At 70.4% G+C, this 22617-nt stretch carries 21 protein-coding genes and 4 tRNA genes; 7 read left to right on the top strand and 18 right to left on the bottom strand.

Going from position 1 to position 22617, the window contains the following annotated elements; translation table 11 throughout:
• Positions 1-45: 45 nt before the first annotated feature.
• The 3 genes from nusG to C4T78_RS25135 form a co-directional block, all read right to left on the bottom strand.
• On the bottom strand, positions 46-921 hold the full coding sequence (gene nusG / locus C4T78_RS25125) for a transcription termination/antitermination protein NusG (RefSeq protein WP_093353916.1): 876 nt from the start codon (positions 919-921) through the stop codon (positions 46-48).
• A gap of 79 nt (positions 922-1000) precedes the next feature.
• Positions 1001-1402: a preprotein translocase subunit SecE gene (gene secE / locus C4T78_RS25130; protein WP_093155297.1), complete on the bottom strand. Its 402-nt coding sequence runs from the start codon at positions 1400-1402 to the stop codon at positions 1001-1003.
• 30 nt (positions 1403-1432) lie between these two features.
• Positions 1433-1505, bottom strand: a tRNA-Trp gene (locus C4T78_RS25135).
• A 204-nt stretch (positions 1506-1709) separates the two neighbouring features.
• Between C4T78_RS25135 and C4T78_RS25140 the strand changes: the two genes are divergently transcribed.
• Positions 1710-2939, top strand: a complete 1230-nt coding sequence (locus C4T78_RS25140) for a pyridoxal phosphate-dependent aminotransferase (protein ID WP_093353919.1) — start codon at positions 1710-1712, stop codon at positions 2937-2939.
• A gap of 40 nt (positions 2940-2979) precedes the next feature.
• Here the strand turns inward: C4T78_RS25140 and C4T78_RS25145 are convergent, their stop codons facing one another.
• From C4T78_RS25145 to C4T78_RS25180, 8 genes are all read right to left on the bottom strand, one after another.
• Positions 2980-3405, bottom strand: a complete 426-nt coding sequence (locus tag C4T78_RS25145; protein WP_093353921.1) for a MaoC family dehydratase — start codon at positions 3403-3405, stop codon at positions 2980-2982.
• Complete coding sequence (locus C4T78_RS25150; RefSeq protein ID WP_093353924.1) at positions 3405-3863, bottom strand: MaoC family dehydratase N-terminal domain-containing protein; 459 nt, start codon at positions 3861-3863, stop codon at positions 3405-3407. Before C4T78_RS25150 ends, C4T78_RS25145 begins: the two co-directional genes overlap by 1 nt.
• 159 nt (positions 3864-4022) lie before the next feature.
• The gene (gene rpmG / locus C4T78_RS25155; protein ID WP_093155303.1) at positions 4023-4187 is read right to left on the bottom strand and encodes a 50S ribosomal protein L33; all 165 of its coding nucleotides are present in this window, start codon (positions 4185-4187) and stop codon (positions 4023-4025) included.
• 71 nt (positions 4188-4258) lie between these two features.
• Positions 4259-4334: transfer RNA gene (locus tag C4T78_RS25160), tRNA-Met, on the bottom strand.
• 104 nt (positions 4335-4438) lie between these two features.
• Positions 4439-4511: transfer RNA gene (locus tag C4T78_RS25165), tRNA-Thr, on the bottom strand.
• A 132-nt stretch (positions 4512-4643) separates the two neighbouring features.
• Positions 4644-7271 (bottom strand): putative bifunctional diguanylate cyclase/phosphodiesterase, encoded by a 2628-nt coding sequence (locus C4T78_RS25170; RefSeq protein WP_093353926.1) that lies wholly within the window; start codon positions 7269-7271, stop codon positions 4644-4646.
• Between the two features lie 310 nt (positions 7272-7581).
• Entirely contained in the window at positions 7582-8565 is a 984-nt protein-coding gene (locus C4T78_RS25175) for an alpha/beta fold hydrolase (RefSeq protein WP_235863603.1), read from the bottom strand.
• A 161-nt stretch (positions 8566-8726) separates the two neighbouring features.
• The gene (locus C4T78_RS25180; protein ID WP_093353932.1) at positions 8727-8969 is read right to left on the bottom strand and encodes a hypothetical protein; all 243 of its coding nucleotides are present in this window, start codon (positions 8967-8969) and stop codon (positions 8727-8729) included.
• A 79-nt stretch (positions 8970-9048) separates the two neighbouring features.
• On the opposite strand from C4T78_RS25180, the gene C4T78_RS25185 reads away from it, so the two are divergent.
• The 4 genes from C4T78_RS25185 (at position 9049) to rfbA (ending at position 11460) form a co-directional block, all read left to right on the top strand.
• Entirely contained in the window at positions 9049-9357 is a 309-nt protein-coding gene (locus tag C4T78_RS25185) for a hypothetical protein (protein ID WP_093353934.1), read from the top strand.
• 73 nt (positions 9358-9430) lie between these two features.
• Positions 9431-9512, top strand: a tRNA-Tyr gene (locus C4T78_RS25190).
• Between the two features lie 140 nt (positions 9513-9652).
• The gene (locus C4T78_RS25195; protein WP_093353937.1) at positions 9653-10144 is read left to right on the top strand and encodes a YajQ family cyclic di-GMP-binding protein; all 492 of its coding nucleotides are present in this window, start codon (positions 9653-9655) and stop codon (positions 10142-10144) included.
• 434 nt (positions 10145-10578) lie between these two features.
• Positions 10579-11460: a glucose-1-phosphate thymidylyltransferase RfbA gene (gene rfbA, locus C4T78_RS25200; protein ID WP_093353939.1), complete on the top strand. Its 882-nt coding sequence runs from the start codon at positions 10579-10581 to the stop codon at positions 11458-11460.
• Positions 11461-11571: 111 nt separating this feature from the next.
• Here the strand turns inward: rfbA and htpX are convergent, their stop codons facing one another.
• On the bottom strand, positions 11572-12447 hold the full coding sequence (gene htpX / locus C4T78_RS25205; RefSeq protein ID WP_093155313.1) for a zinc metalloprotease HtpX: 876 nt from the start codon (positions 12445-12447) through the stop codon (positions 11572-11574).
• Between the two features lie 254 nt (positions 12448-12701).
• Between htpX and C4T78_RS25210 the strand changes: the two genes are divergently transcribed.
• Entirely contained in the window at positions 12702-13607 is a 906-nt protein-coding gene (locus C4T78_RS25210; protein WP_093353942.1) for a YceI family protein, read from the top strand.
• 245 nt (positions 13608-13852) lie between these two features.
• On the opposite strand, the gene ddaH is transcribed toward C4T78_RS25210, so the two are convergent.
• Complete coding sequence (ddaH, locus tag C4T78_RS25215) at positions 13853-14707, bottom strand: dimethylargininase (protein ID WP_093353944.1); 855 nt, start codon at positions 14705-14707, stop codon at positions 13853-13855.
• A 74-nt stretch (positions 14708-14781) separates the two neighbouring features.
• On the opposite strand from ddaH, the gene C4T78_RS25220 reads away from it, so the two are divergent.
• A complete protein-coding gene (locus tag C4T78_RS25220) occupies positions 14782-15225 on the top strand; it encodes an Lrp/AsnC family transcriptional regulator (protein ID WP_177242011.1) in 444 nt (147 codons plus the stop codon).
• A gap of 4 nt (positions 15226-15229) precedes the next feature.
• On the opposite strand, the gene C4T78_RS25225 is transcribed toward C4T78_RS25220, so the two are convergent.
• The 5 genes from C4T78_RS25225 to nuoL form a co-directional block, all read right to left on the bottom strand.
• Positions 15230-16222: a sunset domain-containing protein gene (locus C4T78_RS25225; RefSeq protein ID WP_235863604.1), complete on the bottom strand. Its 993-nt coding sequence runs from the start codon at positions 16220-16222 to the stop codon at positions 15230-15232.
• Between the two features lie 107 nt (positions 16223-16329).
• Complete coding sequence (locus C4T78_RS25230) at positions 16330-17358, bottom strand: polyprenyl synthetase family protein (protein ID WP_093353947.1); 1029 nt, start codon at positions 17356-17358, stop codon at positions 16330-16332.
• 48 nt (positions 17359-17406) lie between these two features.
• Positions 17407-18939: an NADH-quinone oxidoreductase subunit NuoN gene (gene nuoN / locus C4T78_RS25235; protein ID WP_235863633.1), complete on the bottom strand. Its 1533-nt coding sequence runs from the start codon at positions 18937-18939 to the stop codon at positions 17407-17409.
• Between the two features lie 50 nt (positions 18940-18989).
• Positions 18990-20567, bottom strand: coding sequence for an NADH-quinone oxidoreductase subunit M (locus tag C4T78_RS25240; protein WP_093353949.1), 1578 nt, complete (start codon positions 20565-20567; stop codon positions 18990-18992).
• Positions 20568-20619: 52 nt separating this feature from the next.
• Positions 20620-22608 (bottom strand): NADH-quinone oxidoreductase subunit L, encoded by a 1989-nt coding sequence (gene nuoL, locus C4T78_RS25245; protein WP_374703900.1) that lies wholly within the window; start codon positions 22606-22608, stop codon positions 20620-20622.
• Positions 22609-22617: the final 9 nt, after the last annotated feature.

The following is a 22617-nucleotide window of genomic DNA, read 5'->3' on the forward strand; positions in this document are numbered from 1 at the left end:
CCTGCCAGATCCACGCGCAGCCGCCGTGCTCCCAGGGGGAGCCGGTCAGATCTTGGAAACCTGGTTGAACGACAGCTCAACCGGCGTTTCGCGGCCGAAGATCGACACCAGGACCTTGAGCTTCTGGGCGTCCGGGTTGACCTCGTTGATGGTCGCGGGAAGGGTCGCGAACGGCCCGTCCATGACGGTGACGGACTCGCCGACCTCGAAGTCGACCTCCACCGCGGACTTGGCGGCGGACGGAGCGGCCGCGGCCTTCTTGCCCGGCTCGGCCTTCTTCTCCTCCACCTGCGGCGCGAGGAACTTCAGCACGTCGTCGATGGTCAGCGGCGACGGCTTGGAGGTGGCGCCGACGAAGCCGGTGACGCCCGGCGTGTTGCGCACCGCGCTCCAGGACGCGTCGTTGAGCTCCATCCGGACCAGGATGTAGCCGGGCAGCACCTTGCGCTGCACCAGCTTGCGCTGGCCGTTCTTGATCTCGGTGACCTCTTCGGTCGGCACCTCGACCTGGAAGATGAAGTCCTCGACGTCCAGCGTCTGGGCGCGGGTCTCCAGGTTGGTCTTGACCTTGTTCTCGTAGCCGGCGTAGGAGTGCACGACGTACCAGTCGCCGGGCGCGCGGCGCAGTGCGGCGCGCAGCTCCTCGACGGGGTCGACCTCCTCGGCCGCTTCGGCGTCGGTCTCACCGGACTCGTCGGCGTCGCCCGCAGCGGACTCGTCGGCGTCGGAGTCGCCCTCAGCGGCGTCCGAGCCCTCGTCGGTCTCGACGTCGTCGCTGGAGCGGGTGTCCTCGCCGGAGTCGGCACCGTCGGCGGACTCGACTGCATCGACCTGGTTCGCGGTCGCCTCGACCTCGTCGGCCGCTGGCTGCACCTGCTCGTCGGTGAGGCCGGTGGTTTCCTGGCCCTCGTGGGAGGTCACAGTCGGTCTCGCTTCCTCTCGTGCGTTGCGTGCCGGGTCGTTGCTCCGCCGGCACCACCTAAAGCGCGGGCCCGAAGGTTCAGCTGGAGCCGAACAACCAGCCCACGCCCTTGGCGAAGAGCACATCCACGCCGGCCACGAACGCCACCATGACGCTGACGAACACCAGCACCACGAACGTGTAGGTCACCAGCGACTTGCGCGTCGGCCAGATGACCTTGCGCAGTTCGGCGACGACCTCGCGCAGGAAGCGTCCGATCTTCCGGAACAGCGAAACCCGACCCTGCCGACCGTCCCGCGATGGGGTCGGCCGACCCTTCGACTCAGTTGTGCGCGTCGAGTTGGCACCCGACTCGCCGGACCGGCCCTTGCGACCGGCCGGACGGGAGGAAGCACGGCGCTCGCGCCGCGCCGCAGCGCTGGACGGACGGTTGGCGTCGTCGCGCTCCCCGCCCTGCTCCTGCTCGCGGTCCTCGCTCACGCCAATCCTCCGCTCACCGTCGCATCGACGCAGGGGTGACAGGACTTGAACCTGCAACCTGCGGTTTTGGAGACCGCTGCTCTGCCAATTGAGCTACACCCCTTTGCGGCCCATACTGCCCGACCGCAGTTCGGGACGCCCTCCACCGCCATGGAACCGGGGTTCCACGGTGCTCAGGCATCCCAGGTTCGAAAGTGTACGGCACACCGACAACCCGTTTCCAACGGCACCCCCCCTGTCCGGTTCAAGAACAACTCCGCCGCAGGTGGGAAGCGTGGCGGTGGCCACTTCTGCCAGGATGCCGGACATGGCCACACCTGACGCAGAGCACCGGACCGGCGCGCGGGTCTCCGCGCGGATCGGCGGCATCAGCGAGTCCGCCACGCTGGCCGTGGACACCAAGGCCAAGGCGCTCAGGGCCGCCGGCCGCCCGGTGATCGGGTTCGGCGCCGGCGAGCCCGACTTCCCGACGCCGCAGCCCGTCGTCGACGCCGCCATCGCCGCCTGCTCCGATCCCAGGAACCACCGGTACAGCCCGGCCGCGGGCCTGCCCGAGCTGCGCGAAGCCATCGCCGCCAAGACCCGGCGGGACTCCGGCGTCGTCGTGCAACCCGGTCAGGTGCTGGTGACCAACGGCGGCAAGCAGGCCGTCTACCAGGCGTTCCAGACCCTGCTGGATCCCGGCGACGAGGTGCTGCTGCCCGCTCCGTACTGGACCACCTACCCGGAGGCGATCACCCTGCCGGGTGGAGTTCCGGTGGTGGTCCCGGCCGACGAGTCGACCGGCTACCTGGTCTCCGTCGACCAGCTGGAGGCGGCGCGCACGCCGCGCACCAAGGTCCTGCTGTTCAACTCGCCGTCCAACCCGACCGGTGCGGTGTACCCGCCGGAGCAGGTCGAGGCGATCGGCCGCTGGGCCGTCGAGCACGGCATCTGGGTGATCACCGACGAGATCTACGAGCACCTGGTCTACGGCGACGCGCGGCACGTGTCGATGCTGACCGCGGTGCCGGAGCTGGCCGACACCTGCGTGGTGCTCAACGGCGTCGCCAAGACTTACGCCATGACCGGCTGGCGGGTGGGCTGGATGATCGGCCCGGCGGACGTGATCAAGGCCGCGACGAACCTGCAGTCGCACCTGTCGTCCAACGTCGCCAACGTCTCGCAGCGCGCCGCCCTGGAGGCCGTCAGCGGCCCGCTGGACGCCGTCCACGAGATGCGCGCGGCGTTCGACCGCCGCCGCCGCAAGATGGTCGAGCTGCTCTCGGCGATCCCCGGCGTCAGCTGCCCCGTACCGCAGGGCGCCTTCTACGCGTACCCGTCGGTCAAGGAGCTCCTGGGCAAGGAGATCCGCGGCGCCCGCCCCCGGACCAGCGTCGAGCTCGCGGCCCTGGCGCTGGAGCACGCCGAGGTCGCGGTGGTCCCGGGCGAGGCCTTCGGCACTCCCGGCTACTTCCGCCTCTCCTACGCCCTCGGCGACGAAGATCTGGTCACCGGCGTGACCCGCCTGGCCGAACTCCTCGGCGAAGCGCGGTGATCCGGGGGTGAGGGGCGCATCGCCCCTCACCCACCGCGCGCTACTCGGGGAGGCGGACGATGGCCGTGGCGCCGCCCAGGACGCCCTGGGACGCGCTCTTGGCCGTGATCAAGACCTTGACCGTGCCGTCCTCGTTGATCGCCGAGATCTTGCCGGAGACGTCCACCTGGGCGCCGGTGCCGTCGTCGGGCACCACGACGGGCCGCGTGAAGCGGACCCCGTAGTGCAGGATCGCGCCGGGGTCGCCGGTCCACTCGCTGACCAGCCGGCCGGCCACGGCCATGGTGAGCATCCCGTGCGCGATCACGTCCGGCAGCCCGACCTCGGTGGCGAACCGCTCGTTCCAGTGGATCGGGTTGAAGTCGCCGGAGGCGCCCGCGTAGCGGACCAGGTCGGCGCGGGTGAGCGGCACGCTCAGCTCGGGCAGCAGGTCGCCGACGGCGACCTCGGAGATCCGCACGCCCATCACTCCTCGCCCTCCGCGGTGCCGCGGGCCACCAGCATCGACTTCGCGGTGCACACCGGCTCGCCCTCCACGGTGCTGATCTCGGCCCGGACGGTCAGGAAGTCGTTGCCCGCGCGGGTCTTGATGTCGTCCACGTGCACCACCGTGACCAGCCGGTCACCGGCCCGGATCGGCCGGTGGTGGGTGAACTCCTGCTGCCCGTGCACGACCCGGCTGTAGTCCAGGCCGAGCTGCGGGTCCTCGACGATCGCGTCGTGCGCGCCCATGGACAGGATCACGGCGAAGGTCGGCGGTGCGATCACATCGGGGTACCCGGCGGCCTTCGCGGCTTCGACGTCCCGGCACAGCGGGGACTCGTCCTTGATCGCGGCGGCGAACTCCCGGATCTTCTCCCGCCCGACCTCGTAGGGCCGGGTGGGTGGATACGCACGTCCGATGAATGACTGGTCAAGCGGCACCCGCGCAGGCTACCCGACCTCCGACCAGGCACAACCCCGCTGCCCGAACACCAGTGCGCCACCCCACAATCGCACGTTCGGCTGAACTGCGGAGCGAGCACGAAAAAGCCCGCCCCCGGGTATCGGGGACGGGCTGAAAGCCTCGGTGAAGGCCTACCCTCAGCGGGTTTCCTTGTGCAGCTTGTGCGTGCCGCAGTTCATGCAGAACTTCTTCATCTCCAACCGGTCCGGGTTGTTGCGCCGGTTCTTGTTGGTGATGTAGTTGCGGTGCTTGCACTCCTCGCACGCCAGCGTGATCTTGGGTCGGACGTCGGTGGCGGCCACGGGGGTGCCTGCCTTTCTGCCTCGGTAATCTGCTGGGACGGCTCGCGGGCGGACCCGCGTGAGCCGGTGACTGGTAGCGGTGGCCGGACTTGAACCGGCGACACAGCGATTATGAGCCGCTTGCTCTACCGACTGAGCTACACCGCCATGCTGAGCCCTTCGGTGCGAGCACCGGAGCCTCAGCCGACGCAGGATATCCCACGCAAAACAGCCACAGCACCTAGCTTAGCGAGCACTGCGGCTGTCTTTCGAGCCCCAATACGGAATCGAACCGTAGACCTTCTCCTTACCATGGAGACGCTCTGCCGACTGAGCTATTGGGGCGTGTCCCTGCGGAACGTCTAGAACTTTACACACCCCGGAACGGGCTCGAACAGGGGGGTCCACTTTTGGTGAAAACCCTGGTCAGGGCCACTTCTCGGGCCGCAGAGCGGGTTCTGGGCGGCAAAACCGGGCTCAGTGCAGGAGTGTGAGGACGGTCTCCGAACGGGCGCCCACGCCGCGCTTGGTGCGGGCCTGCAGCCACGCCTCGAAGCGCTCCTCGGACAGCGGCCGGGAGATCAGGTAGCCCTGCGCCACGTCGCAGCCCATCTGCACCAGCAGATCGCGCGCGGCGTCGTCCTCGACGCCCTCGGCGACCACCGCGAGGTCCAGCGAGTGGCCCAGCTCGACGATCGAGCGGACCACCGCCATGTCGCCGAGGTCGGTGCCCATGCCGAGCACGAAGCTCTTGTCGATCTTCACCTCGTCCACCGGCAGCCGCCGCAGGTAGGCCAGCGAGGAGTAGCCGGTGCCGAAGTCGTCCACCGCCAGCACCACGCCCATCGCGTGCAACCGCCGCAGCACCGGCAGCGACCGCTCCGGGTCGGCCATCACGCTGGACTCGGTGAGCTCGAAGGTCAGCAGCTCGGGCGGGATGTCGTGGCGCAGCAGCGCCTCGGCGACGCGGTCCGGGAAGGTCTCGTCGGCCAGGTTGCGCACCGAGAGGTTCACCGCCACCGACATCCGCAGCCCGGTGTCCAGCCACTTCCTGATCTTGACCAACGCGCACTCCATCACGAAGGAGGTGAGCGCGTCGACCAGGCCGGTCGCCTCGACCAGCGGGATGAACTCGTCCGGGTCCAGCCGCCCGTACTCCGGGTGCGACCAGCGCACCAGGGCTTCGGCGCCGACCACGCGGCGCTCCGGCAGCGCGACCTTGGGCTGGTAGTGCACCTCGACCTGACCGGTGTCCATCGCCTGCCGGAACTGGGTGACCAGCTGGAACCGGCGCAGGAACACCTGGCCCATCGCGGGCGCGTAGCCGCGCACCCCGTCCTCGCCGTTGCGCGCCGCGCGCACCGCGACGTCGGCGCGCTGCAGCAGGGTGTCCACGTCGTTCTCGCACTCGCCGTCGGCGGGCGCCGACGAGGCGTACCCGGCGACGCCCGCGGCCTCCACCACGATCCGGTCCAGCGGGTACGGGCGGGCGATCGCCTCGCGCAGGTGCTGGGCGATCTCGTGGGCCTGCTCCTCGTCGCGGTCCAGCAGCAGCACCGCGAAGGAGTTGGCCTCCAGCCGGGCCAGCGGTGCTTCGCCCAGCTCCTCGCACATCCGCTCCCCCGCGGCGACGACCATCCGGTCGCCCCAGGTGTAGCCGAGGGCTTCGCTGACCGTGGTGAGCACGTCGAGGTCGATGCGCAGCACGACCGCGGTGCGGCCATTGCGCAGTTCCTCCGCCGCCATCTCGCGGAAGCCGGTTCGGTTGAGCAGCCCGGTGAGCGGGTCGTGGTAGGCGTCGTGGCGCAGCCGCGCGAGCAGCCTGCGGTTGTCCATCGCGGTCGCGAGGTGGCTGGCGAGGGTGTGCAGCAACCGCACGTCCGCCCGGCCGAAGCCGCGCCAGCGGCTGACCCGGTCGTGCACCTCGACGGCGCCGAGCAGCTGCGTCGCGCCGCGCAGCGGGACTACCAGCGCCTCGTAGGCGCCGCGCTGCCGCAGCGCCCGCCGCACCTCTTCGGGAGCCTCCAGCGTCCGGAACGAGCGCACGTGGCTGCCGGGCAGCTGCAGCAGCGGGTCGTCGCGCAGCGCCGAGGGAGCCGCCTGCCAGGCGGCGTCGGGTAAGGACTCACCGGCGACGAGGGTGCTCACCTCGCCGCTCGGGTCCAGCCGCAGGCGCAGGACCACCCGGGTCGCGTTGAGCTGTTCGCGGATCCGCTCGGCGACGGGTTCCCACTCGCCGGCCTCCGGCGCCGCCTCCGCGGCCTCGCCCGGGCTCTGCGCGCTGCGCTGCCCGTACCGGGCCACGCTCAGGCTCACATCGCTGAGCGCTTCCAGGTCCCGCTGCTCGCGCATCAGGTCGGAGTAGGCGCGGTAGAGGCCGATCACCGCCGCGGCGACCAGCGCCACCAGCAGCCAGCCCCACGGCGTGCTCAGCGCCACTTCGTAGCTGACCAGGCCGACCGAGGTGTTCAGCAGGCCGACGGCCAGCGTGCGCACCGCCAGCCGGGCACCCGCCGAGACGCGCATCGCGCCGCCCAGCACGTGCAGCGCGGCGAGCGCGAAACCGCAGCTGATCAGCGAGGAGGTGAGGGTTCCCACGACCGGGCCGAACCAGATCGGGGCGACCGTGGCCAGCGCCAGGTTGACCGCGTGGGCGACCGCGAACGGCACCGCGATCTCCAGGCACATGACCCCGGCGTTGTAGGCGACGTGGGTGGCCGCGCGGCGGCCGACCTGCGCGCCCAGCCCGGCCAGCAGGTTCGCCGCCAGCGCCACCTCGAACGGGACCGTGAGCAGCGCGAGGATCAGCGGGATCTCGGTGAAGGAGATCGTCCAGCCGACCCGCTTGACGTCCACGTCGATGGTCAGCTGCTCGGCCAGCAGGAAGCCCATGGCCAGCAGCGGGCCGAGGAACAGCAGGTCGGAGCTGTAGTGGAAGGGCAGCCAGACCGAGGTCAGCAGCGAGGCCAGCACTCCGGCGAAGAGCACCGCGAAGGAGAAACCGGCGAACATCCGGCGGCGCACCGGGTCCACCTCGGGGCGGACCGGTGGTCGCGCCGGCTCCAGCTCGGGTTGCGGGCCGAGGGAGCGGTGACGCCCGATCATCCACGCTCCTCCCCGCCCGGCAGCGCGGGCGCACCACAAAAATGCCGTCGACGATCGTGACTCACGCCGGCACGCCTTGGCCAGGGGCGAATGGCCCGCATCGCACCAGGCGGACGCTGGTCCGGATGTCGCAGGCCGCGGCCGGTGCGGGCCTCCGCCACCGAGATCGGGAGTTGACCTGCAAATATTTCACAACGATCCGCGAGCACCACCGCTCGTTGGGCTCAACGCCGCGACCGCGACGATCCTGTGAGGATCGCCGCAGCAACCAAATCGCCGCACACGGTCCGCGCACGCCGCTCACCCGGGGTCACCACGGCAACCCGAACTCCTCGAAGAAGTCGCGGATCGCCCGGTCCAGATCGGCCAGCCCGGACTCCTCGACGGGCAGGTGACCCGCCCCGGTCAGCGCGGCCGAGCGCGTCGGCCCGCCGATCCGGTCGAAGAACCGCTCGGACAGCAGCGGAGGTGTCCAGCGGTCGTCCGCGGGATGCGCCAGCAGCACCGGCGGCCCGGTGAACGCCTCCGGCCGGACCGCGGGCGCCGCGCCGAGGCAGCTGCGTACGAAGCCGAGCGCCAGCCAGCTGCCGCCGCCGATGGGGTCGGCCCACACCAGGTTGGCCAGCTGGGCGTGGTTGGACACCGCGGCGATGTTGGCCAGCCAGTGCGTCGGCACCCGCGCGGTCGACAGCGGGCCCGGCACCAGGCCGAGCAGGCCCGACCACCGGGCCATCTCCGGCCGGGCGGCCAGCCGGCGGCGGGCTTCGCTGCGCTGCGGGTCGATCAGGCAGGTGGCGATCACGCCGGCCACGTCACCGCCGGCGCGCGCGGCGACGTCGTAGGCCAGCCGCCCGCCGGTGCTCATGCCGAGCAGCACGATCGGGCGGTCGTCGCGGGCTCGCTCCAGCGCCACCAGGTCCCGGACGCAGTCGATCCAGTCCTGGTAGGTGGTGCCGCGCCGGGACGCGCGGGTGAGGCCGAAGCCGGGCAGATCGGGGGCGATGAACTCGAGGTCGGCCAGCGATGGCAGCCGCCCGAACGGGGCGAGCATCCGGCCGTAGGTGCCGATGCCGTGCAACGCGATCAGCTTGGCCGGCGCGTGCTCCCGCGTGACGCGGTCGACGTGCACTCGGACGTCCCGCCACGACCACCAGTGCTCGGCAGGCGCGTTCTCCTCGGTGATGCGCAGGGCGCCGGGGAAGAAGTCCTGGTAGCGCAGCCAGTAGAGCTGTTCGCGGTAGCCGGGGCCGACGTCGGTGGCGGACCCTGGGGTGGATGGAGCGCTCGAAGGCACACTTCGAACATACGGAGTGAACGGGACCGCGCGCATCGGCCGGGAGCAGGTCGGCGCCCGATCCGGTCGGACGCGGACGGCCTTGCCGACCAGCGGGTATGCGGTCGGCCGCCGCCGATCGCCGCCTGCGGGAATGTGATCGTCACCGCAATCGGGCGGCGTCAGTTCCGCGGATCGAGGCGGACGACATCGGCGTCCAGGTCGAGCGGGCCGCCGGACTCCCGCTCGTCCTCCTTGACCACTTCCACCCAGGCCAGGTGCTCCAGCTGGTGCTTGGCACCCGCGCTGAACAGGCCTTCCACGCCCAGCACCGCCGAGCCCGACGGGCGCGGCGCGGACTGCAGCCGCTCCGCGTTCCGCTGGTCCTGCCGCCGCTTCGCGCGGGCCGTCCGGTCAATGGCCATGGCACCAGGCTAGCCGGACGAATCACCCCCGCCCCGGTTCTGCCGTCAATGCGCCACCCCTCGCGTACGCTGCGGAGCCGTGCCGGATCCGTACTTCGTCCAGGTCGACACGGCGGAACTCGCGGACCTGGGGCGGGCGTTCGACGTGGTCGACCAGCACGCCGAGCTCGACCACCGCTACCGCAAGATGCTCGCCGACTCGCAGCGGACGCTGACCGCCGCCGAGATCCGCCTCACCCAGGCCCGCGGGCTGGCCAAGCGTCTGCTGGTCCTGCTCAAGGCGGCCGGGCCCGACTTCCCGGACGCCCTGCCCGCCGCCGCGCGCACCGCGCTCGACGCCGGTTCCGCGCAGGCCAACGCGTTGATCTTCGACCCGGAGCAGGCCTGACCGACCCCCGGCGAAACCCGGTGGACGGCCCGATGTATTCTTTTTCCCGCAAGCCAGCGCAGCTGGTGCGCACGCCAGGTTGCCCGAGCGGCCAAAGGGAGCTGACTGTAAATCAGCCGGCATTGCCTTCGGAGGTTCGAATCCTCCACCTGGCACCCAGGAAACCGACCCCGTGATCAGCTGGTCACGGGGTCGGTTTTTTGTTTGGTCGGGGGTGCGAGCCCGCTCGGCGCGCCGCCGCACCCGGTAGCGTGTCCGGACGACACGAGCTGCGTCTCAACGGGAGGTAAGACACGTGGCAAACCCGTCCTTCGACGTGGTGAGCAAGGTGGACCGCCAAGAGGTGGACAACGCCCTCAACCAGGCGGCCAAGGAGCTCACCACCCGCTTCGACTTCCGCGGCACCAACACCAAGATCGAGTGGTCCGGGGAGGCCGCGGTGACGGTGGAGTCCGGGACCGAGGAGCGCTGCAAGGCCGCGATCGACGTCTTCAAGGAGAAGCTGATCAAGCGCGGCATCTCGCTGAAGGCCCTGGACATGAACGAGCCGGCCAGCTCCGGGCAGGTCTACAAGGCCACCGGCAAGATCGTGCAGGGCATCTCGCAGGACGTGGCGAAGAAGATCTCCAAGAAGATCCGCGACGAGGGCCCGAAGGGCGTGCAGGCGCAGATCCAGGGCGAGCAGCTGCGCGTCACCGGCAAGAAGAAGGACGACCTCCAGGCGGTCATCCAGATGCTGAAGGCGGCGGACTTCGAAGCCCCGCTGCAGTTCGAGAACTACCGCTGACCTGTCGATGTTCAGCGGTCACCTTGCGTGGCGGTGCGGGTAGCGGAACCTCAGCGCCCGCCTGGACTCCGGGTGCCCGGCTTCATGCACGACCAATACGCGGCAACCGGGCCGTCCTCGCCAGGCGAAGCGCTGAGAACCCGCGGCGGTGCGAGGGTGGGTCATGCGCCTGGCGGCGCGTGCGACACCTTGTGATCGGCGCCAGCCGTGCGTCGCGGTCGCTGCCCACCGCCGAAACCGGCTGACGCCGCTTACCCGGTGGTGGCCGACCTACGGGCTCACCCACCACCGCTGTCTCGGCGGTGGGCGTCGGTAGTTTGTGTTGCACAGCACCGCGAAGCGTTCTCGGAGGTCGCTGGGCGGTTGGAAGACCGCCCCGCCGGCTGGAAGATCGGAGTTCGGGCTTCGTGGGTGCTCTAGTGGAAGGTGCTCGGGTGAAGGGGATCGTGCTGGCCGGGGGCAGCGGGACGCGACTGCACCCGTTGACCCAGGTCGTGTCGAAGCAGCTGCTGCCGGTCTACGACAAGCCGATGATCTACTACCCGCTCTCGGTGCTCATGCTGGCCGGGATCCGGGACGTGCTGCTCATCTCCACCCCGGCCGACATGCCGCTGTTCCAGCGGCTGCTCGGCGACGGCTCGCAGTTCGGCATCGAGATCTCCTACGCCGTGCAGCCCGAGCCCAACGGCCTCGCCGAGGCGTTCGTGATCGGCGCCGACTTCGTCGGTGACGACCCGGTGGCGCTGGTGCTCGGCGACAACATCTTCTACGGCCAGGGCTTCTCCGGCATCCTCCAGCAGTGCGTGCGCGACCTCGATGGCTGCACGCTGTTCGGCTACCCGGTCCGCGACCCGGAGCGCTACGGCGTCGGCGAGGTGGACGGCGACGGACGGCTGCTGTCGATCGTGGAGAAGCCGGCCGAGCCGAAGTCCAACATGGCCATCACCGGGCTGTACTTCTACGACAACGGCGTGGTGGACATCGCCAAGGGCCTCACGCCGTCGGCGCGCGGCGAGCTGGAGATCACCGACGTCAACCTGACCTACCTGCGCGAAGGCCGGGCTCACCTGACCTCGCTGGGCCGCGGTTTCGCGTGGCTGGACACCGGCACGCACGACTCCCTGGTGGAGGCGGGCCAGTTCGTGCAGGTGCTGGAGCACCGCCAGGGCGTGCGGATCGCCTGCCTGGAGGAGATCGCGCTGCGGATGGGCTACATCTCCGCCGACGACTGCCACGAGCTCGGCGCCCGCCTCGCGAAGTCCGGCTACGGCCAGTACGTCATGGAGGTCGCCCGCCGCGCGGGCGCCACCCCCTGACAACACCTTCGAGCGCTCTCCCCCACAACCGCGCACGACTCCCGACCTGTGAAAACGCCACCCCAGCACCGGCGAGCGGTCAATTTCGCGCGAAGTTGACCAGGTGCCGCGTCACCAGGCCGGGGGGAGCTGGTGGCCCGCCATGCCTTCGAGGCGGCGGATCCGCTCCGCCATCGGCGGGTGGGTGGAGAAGAGCTTGGCCAAGCGCTCACCGGGGCGGAACGGGTTCGCGATCATCAGGTGCGACTGCGACACCAGCTGCGGTTCCGGCGCCAGCGGCGCCTGCTGGGTGCCGCGCTCCAGCTTCCGCAGCGCGGAGGCCAGCGCGAGCGGGTCGCCGGTGAGGTGGGCACCGGACTGGTCGGCCTGGTACTCGCGGGAGCGGCTGACGGCCATCTGCACCACCGCCGCCGCGATCGGCCCGAGCAGCGCCACCAGCAGCATCGCGAACGGGTTCGGGCGGTTCTCGCCCTGGCCGCCCGACATGCCGAAGAACATCCCGAAGTTGGCCAGGAACGTCACCACGCTGGCCAGCGCGCCCGCCACGCACGAGATCAGGATGTCGCGGTTGTACACGTGCGAGAGCTCGTGGCCGAGCACCGCGCGCAGCTCGCGCTCGTTGAGCAGTTCGAGGATCCCGGCCGTGCAGCAGACCGCGGCGTTGCGCGGGTTGCGGCCGGTGGCGAAGGCGTTCGGGGCCCGGGTCGGGCTGACGTAGAGCGCGGGCATCGGCTGCTTGGCCGAGGTCGCCAGCTCCCGGACGATCCGGTACATCGCGGGCTGCTCGGCCTCCGACACCGGCCGCGCGTGCATCGCGCGCAGCGCCAGGTTCGCCGAGTTGAAGTAGGCGTACCCGTTCATGCCCAGCGCCACGACCAGCCCGACGATCAGGCCGGTGCGCCCGAACAGCGACCCGACCAGCAACACCAGGGCGCTCATGCCGCCGAGCAGCAATGCCGTTTTCACGCCGTTGAAGTGACTGTGCACCGTGCCTACCTCTACCAAGGCCCCAGCGGGGGCCGACACCTTCCGGATGGCCTCAGCGGACGATCTCCCGCCCTCGTCGAAGGTCACCCAGAGAACGAGCCGGCGCGAGTCGTAGTTCCGCTGGGTGGATGTGCCGAAGGCAACGAGCCGGTGGCAGCGCGAGTCGCTCCGCCGTCGCGATCTAGCATGACCCGCCGGTAGTTGAAATAGAAACTTTGTCCACCGTACTCCTCGGTCGGGCAGGAAGGACCCAGATGATCTTCGCCAAGCTGCGGCGGCGTCTTACGGCGAGCAAGGGCGGTTCGCCGCGCCCCGGCGTCTCCAACTTCCTTCCGACCCCGCTGGACAGCGGTGTCATCACCTGCCAGGTGCAGGACGAGCGGGGGCAGCTGCTGCCCGGAGCGGCCGTGACGCTGGTGGGCAGGCTCAACCAGCGGACCGCGCACGGCATCACCGACAGCTACGGCAGCTTCGCGACCTCGATCGCACCGGGCACGCACCGGCTGTCGATCAGCGCGGGCGGCTACCGCCGCTACAGCACGCAGGTGGAGGTGGGCGTCAACCGGCACGTCCAGCTCGGCACCGTCCGGCTGTCGCCGGACGAATCGCTGGAGCCGCCGATCCCCGGCCGCTACCGGTTCGACCCGTACCACACCGAGATCCGGTTCGTCGCCCCGCACATCGGCATGTCCAAGATCCACGGCATGTTCAAGGAGTTCGACGGCGTCGTGCAGGTCGCGGAGCGGTTCGAGGACTCCCGGATCGAGGTGGCGATCAACGCGGCGAGCATCGAGACCGGCGTCAAGATGCGCGACGACCACCTGCGCTCGGCCGACTTCTTCGACGTCGCCAACCACCCGCACATCCGGTTCACCAGCGACCGGTTCACGCACCTGCGGGCGGACCGCTGGTCGGTCAGCGGGCACCTGACGCTGCGCGGCACCACCCGCCCGGTCGAGCTGGCCACGACCTACCTGGGTCAGCGCAAGTGGCAGGGCCCGGGCTTCGACGGCGACCTGCGGGTGGCCTGCCACTCCACGGCGACCCTGCGCCGCGAGGACTACTCGGTCGACTGGAAGGCGACGCTGGCCAAGGGGATCGCGGTGGTCGGCCCCACCATCGACCTGGAGATCGGCGTCCAGGCCGTCATGGAGCAGTGACTGCGGCCCACCGTCGTCCACGGACAGCTCCACCGGCGCGTCGCGCGCCCGACACACCGGCGGCGCGTCGGGATCTGCGCAATTTCAATTGAAATCGGACGTCTGATTTCAATTGAAATTGTGCAACCACGAAGGGCACCGCCGGGCGGCGGTGCCCTTCGCCCTTCCCCGTCCCCCTCGGTCAGGAGCGCCGTTCGAGCCCGGTGTCCTCGGTCAGGAGCGCCGTTCGAGCGCGTTCTTCTCCGTCAGGAGTGCAGTTCGAGCGTGCAGCACTTCGGGCCGCCGCCGGACTTCCGGAGTTCCGAGATGTCCACCAGGATCGGCTCGTAGCCGCGGTCGGCCAGCTGGGCGGCCAGGCCGGTCGCCTCGGTCGGCAGCACCACGTGCCTGCCGTCGGAGACGCCGTTGAGGCCCAGGCAGGCCGCGTCGGCGGCGGTCGCGATCACCGCGTCCGGGAACATCCGCTGCAGCACTCGGCGGGAACCGGCCGAGAACGCCTCCGGGTAGTAGGCGATGCGCGCGTCCGCGCCGCGCTGCAGGACGAACAGCGCGGTGTCCAGGTGGTAGTAGCGCGGGTCGATCAGGCGCAGCGACACCACCGGGACGCCGAGCACCTCCTGCGCCTCGGCGTGCGCCTCCGGGTCGGTGCGGAAGCCGCTGCCCGCCAGCAGGACCTGCCCGGTCCAGGCGAAGTCGCCCTCGGCCTCGTTGATCCGGGACGGCATGACCAGGTCGCGGTAGCCGCGGGTGGTGAACCAGCGCCGGAAGTGCTCGGCCTCCGCCGCCCGCTGCGGCGCGCGGAACCGGGCGCCGAGCACCCGGCCGTCGATCACGGTCGCCGAGTTGGCCGCGAAGACCATGTCCGGCAGGCCGGGCTGGGGCTCGATGACCTCGACGGTGTGGCCGAGGCGCTCGTAAGTGCGCTTGAGCTCGTCCCACTGGGCCATCGCGCGGTCGGCGTCCACCGGGGTTCCGGGGTCCATCCACGGGTTGATGGAGTACTCGACGGTGAAGTACTTCGGCGGGCACATCAGGTAGTGCCGCGGCGTGGCGCGCGGCGTCTGGATCGGTTGGGCAGCCTGATCGGCGATGACCGTCATGAATCGAAATGTAAGCGGTGGCCGGAACAGCCATCAATAACGCTACGTTCGATTTTTGCGGCAGAATGTTGCGTATGGACGTCCTGGATCAACGAATCATTTCGCACCTGGTCGCCGACGCTCGGGCCAGCTACGCGGAGATCGGCGCGGAGGTGGGCCTGTCCGCGCCCGCGGTGAAGCGGCGCGTGGACAAGCTGCTGGACCTGGGCGTGCTGCAGGGCTTCACCGCGGTCGTGGACCCGGAGGCGCTGGGCTGGGGAACGGAGGCCTTCGTCGAGGTGCACTGCTCCGGGAACGTCCCCGCGCACCGGATCCGCACCGGGCTGGAGCCGCTGCCGGAAGTCGTCGCGGCCTACACCGTCTCCGGCCAGGCCGACGCGATCGTCCACCTGCGCGCGGCGAACATCCACCACCTGGAAGAGGCCATGGAGCGCCTGCGGTCGGTCGAGTTCGTCAGCCGGACGGTCTCCACCGTCGTGCTCTCCCGCCTGCTGGAGCGCCAGCCCCAGCCCGAGTGACCGCTCAGCCGCCGTTCCAGGAGGTGAAGCCGGCGATCTCGGCGTCCTTGGCCGAGCGGAACCAGACGTCGGCGACGATGTCGTCGTACTGGGGCGATTCCGGGGTGTGGTACTGGCGGGACGCCGAGTGGCCCTTCACCATCGGGCCGGACCAGCCGCTGTCGCGACCGGGGTGCGGGCCCGCGCCCGGGGTGCGCTGCGGGAGCGGCGGGACGTCCTCGTCGTCGGCGACCGCGGGCATGACCTGCGTCGCCTCCGCGCCGACCGGCGGCACGTACGGCGTCTCCGGCTGGGCACCGCTCTTCTGCTCCGACTCGAACAGCGATCGCAGCTGGCCGGACAGGCGCTCGGCGTCCTCCAGCTGGCCGGAGAAGGAGGCCGCCGGCTCTTCGCGGCCGACCGGCGTCACCGCCGTGTCGGGCTCCGGCGCTTCCTCCGGGGCGGAGCCGCTCGGCCCCTCCTCCTTCGGCTCGACGCCAGGCCCGGCCCAGGTGTCGGTGTCGTCCTTCGGCTCGGCAGGCCCTCGCCAGGTGTCGGCATCGCCCGCCGAGCCCGCGGGCCCGACCCACGTGTCGCCCTTCGGCTCGGCAGCCGCCGCCGCGCCGTCCGGGATCCGCGGCTGGACCGCGGTCACCGCCGGGTCGGGTCGGTCTTCCGGCGGTTCCTCGTCCCACTTGCGGAACCAGGTGTTCTCGGTGTCCTCTTCCGGCTGCAGGCGCGGGTCGGCCCACGCGCGCGGCGGGCGGTCCCAGTCGCCGATCGGCGGCTCGTCCGGGTCGCGCGGGCGCGTCGGCCGCAGCAGCGCCAGCGGTTCCCGCGCGGTGTCCGGCTCGTCGTAGTCGGCAGGCCGGTCGTAGTCGTCGTAGTCCGGGTACTCGGCGGCCTCCGCCAGGCGCCGCTGCAGCGGGCGGACGAACAGCAGCCAGGTGATCAGGGCGCCGAGCGCGAACGCGGCGAGGCTCCACAGCCACACCTGGGTGAACAGCCAGGTGATCACGAGAGATGTCCTTCCTCAGCGCCGCCGGTGGTTCCCGGCATGCCTACCACGGAGCGGCACCGCGCCGAGGCGGTGTGATCGGCTCGTGATCGCAATCCGGCCACCGCTCAGCGGGTCCGCGCCACCACGTAGTCGACCAGCACGGACAGCGCTTCGCGGGCCGGGGTGTCCGGCAGCGAGGCGAGCTCCTTGCGGGCGTCGGCGGCGTACTCGTCCAAGGTCGCGCGAGTGCGCTCCAAGCCGTTCGACGCGCGCAGCAGCTCCAGCGCTTCGCGCACCTCGGCGTCGTCGGACAGCGCGCGGGAAAGCAGGTCGCGCAGCCGGGGATCGGTCTCCGGGTCGGCCAGCGCGTACAGCATCGGCAGCGTGCGCACGCCCTCGCGGAGATCGGTGCCCGGCGTCTTGCCGGACTCGTCGGCCGGCGAGGCGATGTCGATGATGTCGTCGGAGATCTGGAAACCGATGCCGATGAGCCGGCCGATCCGCTCCAGCGACTCGACGATCGCCTGGTCCGCGCCGGAGAACCACGCGCCGAACCGGCCCGCGGTGGCGATCAGCGAACCGGTCTTCTCGAAGACCACCTGCAGGTAGAACTCCACGGCGTCCTCGTCGGGGCCGACCCCGACGGTCTCCCGCATCTGCCCGGTGACCAGCAGCTCGAAGGTGCGCGCCATCTCGCGGACCGCTTCCGCGCCGAGGTCGGCGATCAGCGCCGACGCCTGCGCGAACAGGAAGTCCCCGGTCAGGATGGCGATCGAGTTGTCCCAGCGGGCGTTGGCGCTGGTCGCGCCGCGCCGCATGGTCGCCTCGTCCATCACGTCGTCGTGGTAGAGCGTGGCCAGGTGGATCATCTCCACCACCGCGGCGGACTTGATCACCGCCGCCGCCTGCGGGTCGCCGAACTGCGCGGCCAGCAGGGTGAACAGCGGCCGGAACCGCTTGCCCCCGGCGTCGACCAGGTGCAGCGAGGTGCGGGTGGCGAACTCGAAGTCGCTCTGCACCGAGTCGTGCAGCAACCGCTCCACCCGAGCGATGCCCTGCTGCACCGACTCGGCCAACGCCGCGTCGGTGATGTCGATCCCGATCCCACTGCCCTTGATCAGCTCGCTGATCGGGTCTCCCGCTGGCCTGCTCACGTCACCGTCGCCTTCGCTCCCCCAACGATCGCCCTACCGGCGTGCACTCTACGACACGAAGCCACCGACGTTCGCCCAGTCCAGCGCCAACGTCGGCAGCACGCCCAGCAACAGCGTGACGACCACACCGAGCGTGATCGCGGCTGTCGTGAACGCACCCGGCACGCTGACGGTGGGGCCGTCCGCGGCGGGTTCCCGGAAGTACATCAGCACGATGACACGGAGGTAGAAGAAGGCGGCAACCGCACTGGCCAGCAGGGCGACCACCACCAGCGGGGCCATCCCGTCGGCCAGCGCCGCCTCGAAGACCACGAACTTCCCGATGAAACCGCTCGTCAGCGGGATGCCGGCGAGGGCGAACAGCAGGAAGGTGAACACCCCGGCGACCAGCGGCGAGCGCTTCGCCAGGCCCGCCCAGTCGGAGAGGTGAGTTGCCTCACCATCGGAGCGCCGCACCAGGCTGATCACGCCGAAGATGGCGATCGTGCTGAACCCGTAGGCCAGCAGGTAGAACAGCGTGCCGGACAGGCCGCGCTCGGTCAGGGCCAGCGAACCGACCAGCATGAAACCGGCGTGCGCCACCGAGGAGTAGGCGATCATCCGCTTGATGTCGGTCTGGGTCAGGCCGAGCACCACGCCGATCACCATCGAGGCGATCGCGACGGCCCACAGCACGCCGTTCCACTCCCAGCTCGACGCCTGGAAGGCGACCTGCAGCACCCGCAGGATCGCGCCGAAGGCCGCGACCTTGGTGCAGGCGGCCATGAAACCGGTCACCGCGGTCGGGGCGCCCTGGTAGACGTCCGGCGTCCAGGTGTGGAACGGGCCGACGGAGGCCTTGAACAGCAGACCCACCAGCAGCAGGCCGAGGCCGGCGAACAGCAGCGTGTCCGAGCGGTCCGATCCGGCGGTGGCGTCGGCGATGGCCTGCAGCTTCACCGAGCCCGCGTAGCCGTAGAGCAGCGCCAGGCCGTACAGGAAGAACGCCGAGGCGAAGGCGCCGAGCAGGAAGTACTTCACCGCGGCTTCCTGCGAGAGCAGCCGGCGCCGCTTGGCCAGCCCGCACATCAGGTACAGCGGGAGGCTCAGCGTCTCCAGCGCGATGAACATGGTCAGCAGGTCGTTCGCCGCGACGAAGACCAGCATGCCGCCGAGCGAGAACAGGGCGAGCGGGAAGACCTCGGTGCGCATGCCCGACACCGCGGCCGCGGCGCGGCTCATGGTGCCCGGTCCTTCGGAGCGCCGCTCCTCGGAGACGAACGAGCCACCCGGCTCGACCGACCGGTCCGCGATCAGCAGGATCGCGGCCAGGCCGAGCGCGAGCAGGGTGCCCCACAGGAACAGGGTGGGCGGGTCGATCGCCAGGGTGTCCGACAGCGTCGTCACCCCGGTGCCGCCCGAGCGCGCGTAGACGGCCAGCGCGATCCCGGCGGCCACGATGGACACCAGACTCAGCCCGACCTGCACCGGCCACCGCTGGTGCCGCGGCAGGAACGCCTCGACCAGGATCGCCACGCAGGCCGCGCCGAGGATGATCAGGATCGGGGCGATCGCCGCGTAGTCGATCGGCGGGATCTCCACGGACTGCGCCTGTGCCAGCGCGCCCGCGTCCCTCGTCAAGACACCCACTGTCAGTTACCTCCCTGCGAGGTCACGGGGTCGGTGACGCCGACCTCGCTCATGGTTGCCGCGACCGACGGGTTGATCACGTCCAGCACCGGCTTCGGGTAGAAGCCCAACGCGAGCACCAGCACGATCAGCGGGGTCAGCACGGCGATCTCGCGGGCGCCGAGGTCGGCGATCCGGAGCCGGTGCGCGCCCGGCTTGTTCGGGTCGGTGACCGCGCCCGGCCCGCCCGCGGTGCCCAGCAGCGCGTCACCGCGCAGCGGGCCCTGCATGGTGCGCTGGAAGAGCCACAGCACGTAGACCGCGGCCAGCACCATGCCGATGGTGGCCAGCACGGTGTACACCGGCCGGGTCTCGAAGGAGCCGATGAGCACGAGGAACTCGCTGATGAACGAGTTCGTGCCGGGCAGCGACAGGGTGCTCAGACCGGCGATCAGCAGCGTGCCCGCCAGCAGCGGCGTCACCTTCGCCATGCCGCCGTAGTCGGCGATGCGGGTGGAGCCGCCGCGGGTGATCACCATGCCGATCACCAGGATCAGCATGCCGGTGGCGATGCTGTGGTTGACCATGTACGACACCGCGCCGACGTGCGACTGCGAGGTGAACGCGAAGATGCCCAGCGCGATGAACCCGAAGTGCGCGATCGAGACGTAGGCGATGAACCGCTTGAAGTCGGTCTGCCCGAACGCCTGGAACGAGCCGTAGAGCACGCCGACGACCGCCAGCACCAGCACCAGCGGCGCGAGCAGCTGCGAGGCGTCCGGCGTCAGCGGCAGGCTGTAGCGCAGGAAGCCGAAGGTGCCGACCTTGTCCAGCACGCCGACCACGATCACCGCGACACCGATCGGCGCCTGCTGCGCGGCGTCCGGCAGCCAGGTGTGGAACGGGATCAGCGGGGCCTTGATGGCGAACGCGGCGAAGAAGCCGAGGAACAGCCACACCTGCACGCTCGTCGGCGCGTCCCGCAGGACCGGCACCAGCGTCGCCCAGTCGAAGGTGCCGCGACCGGTGACCTCCGCGGCGTAGACGTAGGCGCCGATCGCCGAGGCCAGCATGATCAGGCCGCCGAGGAAGGAGTACAGGAAGAACTTCATCGCGGCGTAGGTGCGCTTCTCACCGCCGTAGCTGCCGATGAGGAAGTACATCGGGATCAGCATGATCTCGAACAGCACGTAGAACAGGAACAGGTCGGTCGCGGCGAACACCGCCACCGTCAGCGCCTGCTCCAGCAGCAGCAGCGAGAAGAACCCGCCGTGCGAGCGCCCCTCCGGCAGCCGCTCGCCCCAGCTGTAGCCGAGCACCAGCGGGGTGAGCAGCGCGATCACCGCGATCATCACCAGCGCGATGCCGTCCACGCCGAAGGACAGCCGGATGTCGAACGCCGGGATCCACGCCACCGAGCTGGTGAGCTGCAGCCGCGGTCCGGCCGGGTCGTAGGCGGCCCACGCGGCGAGCGCGAGCACGAGCTCCACCAGGGAGAACCCGAGCGCGGTCCACTTCGCCGCCGGCGCGTTGCCGCGCAGCAGCGCCACCACCACCGACCCGGCGATCGGCAGCAGGATCAGTGCGACGAGCAGGGTCATCGGATCTCCTCCCGGAGCTCGCTGCTGGATCCGCAGTGGACGTGCGATCGGGTCATGACGGGATCCCCACGGCCATCAGGGCGGCGATCACCACGATGCCGCCGAAGAGCATGGACAGGGCGTAGGACCGGACGAAACCGGTCTGCCAGCGGCGCAACCGGCCGGAGGTGAAGCCCAGGAGCCCGGCGATGCCGTTGACCGCGCCGTCCACGCCCTTGTTGTCCACAGTGACCAGTCCGCGCGCCAGGCCGAACGCCGGCTTCACGGCGACGGCGTTGTTCAGCGCGTTGCCGCCCAGGTCGGCGCGGGCCGCCCGGACGATCGGCGACACCCGCTGCGGGCGCTCCACCGGCACCGGCTTGCGCCCGACCACCAGCCAGGCGATCAGCGCGCCGAGCGCGGAGATCGCCACCGTCAGCACCGGGATCGCGGCATGCGGGATGGCGCTGTGCCCGGCTTCCTGGAGCTCGCCCAGCGACGGCGTCAGGAAGCCGACCAGCCGGTCGCCGCCCGCGAAGAACATGCCCGCCGCCACCGAACCGATGGCCAGCACGATCATCGGCGCCGTCATCACGGTCGGCGACTCGTGCGGGTGGAAGTCCTTGCCGTTGGCGGCCTTCAGGTTCTGCCAGCGCTTCTCGCCGAAGAACGTCATCAGCACCAGGCGGGTCATGTAGAAGGCGGTGATGCCCGCGCCCAGCAGCGCCGCGCCGCCGAACACCCAGCCGCGCCAGCCCTCCTGGCCGAACGCCGCCTCGATGATGGCGTCCTTGGAGTAGAAGCCGGACAGGAACGGGAACCCGATCAGCGCCAGGTAGCCGAGGCCGAAGGTGGCGAAGGTGATCGGCATGTACCGGTAGAGGCCGCCGAACTTGCGCATGTCGACCTCGTCGTTCATGCCGTGCATCACCGAACCGGCGCCGAGGAACAGCCCGGCCTTGAAGAAGCCGTGGGTGAGCAGGTGCATGATGCCCAGCGCGTACCCGGCCGGGCCGAGCCCGACGGCCAGCATCATGTAGCCGATCTGGCTGACCGTGGAGTACGCGAGCACCTTCTTGATGTCGTCGTAGGCGCAGCCGATGACGCACCCGACCAGCAGCGTGACCGCGCCGACGATGGTGACCGCCAACTGCCCGCCCGGCGAGAGCGAGAACAGCGGGTTGGCGCGGGCGATCAGGTACACGCCCGCGGTGACCATCGTGGCGGCGTGGATGAGCGCGGAGACCGGCGTCGGGCCCTCCATCGCGTCCGGCAACCACGCCTGCAGCGGGACCTGGCCGGACTTGCCGCAGGCGCCCAGCAACAGCAGCAGCGTGATGGCCAGCAGCACGCCGGGCGTGAGCTCACCGGCGCGCGCGAAGACCTCGGTGTACTGCGTGGTGCCCAGCTTCGCGAACAGCAGGAAGATGGCCAGCGCCAGGCCGACGTCGCCGACCCGGTTCATCACGAACGCCTTGGTCGCCGCCGCGGCCGCCGACGGGCGGCCCTGCCAGAAGCCGATCAGCAGGTACGAGGCGAGGCCGACGCCCTCCCAGCCCAGGTACAGCGTCACGAAGCTGTTGCCCAGCACCAGGATCAGCATCGCGGCGACGAACAGGTTCAGGTAGGCGAAGAACCGGCGCCGCTCGGTGTTGTCCCGGCCGGTGCGGCCCTCCTGGTCGTGCGACATGTAGCCGATCGAGTAGATGTGGATCAGCGATCCGACACCGGTGATCAGCAGCAGGAACACCATCGACAGCGGGTCCAGCCGGAGCCCGAAGTCGACCTGCAGGGCGTTGACCGGGATCCAGGAGAACAGGTGCAGCTCGCGCACCTGACCGCTGGCGGGCATCCCGGAGATGGAGCCGAACAGCAGCACGCCGTACACGAAGGACGCGATCACCGTGGCGCAACCGAGGATGTGCCCCCAGCCGTTGGCCCGGCGTCCGGCGACGAGCAGGACCAGCGCGCCCAGCGCGGGGAAAGCGACCAGCAACCAGGCGTTCTCCTGGATGGCACCGGCTGCCGCCGTCACCTCGGGGCTGGTCCCGGTAGTCATCATTGCCGTCAC

The sequence above is a fragment of the Saccharopolyspora kobensis genome (genome assembly GCF_900108315.1).
GTDB classification, from domain to species: Bacteria; Actinomycetota; Actinomycetes; order Mycobacteriales; family Pseudonocardiaceae; genus Saccharopolyspora; species Saccharopolyspora kobensis.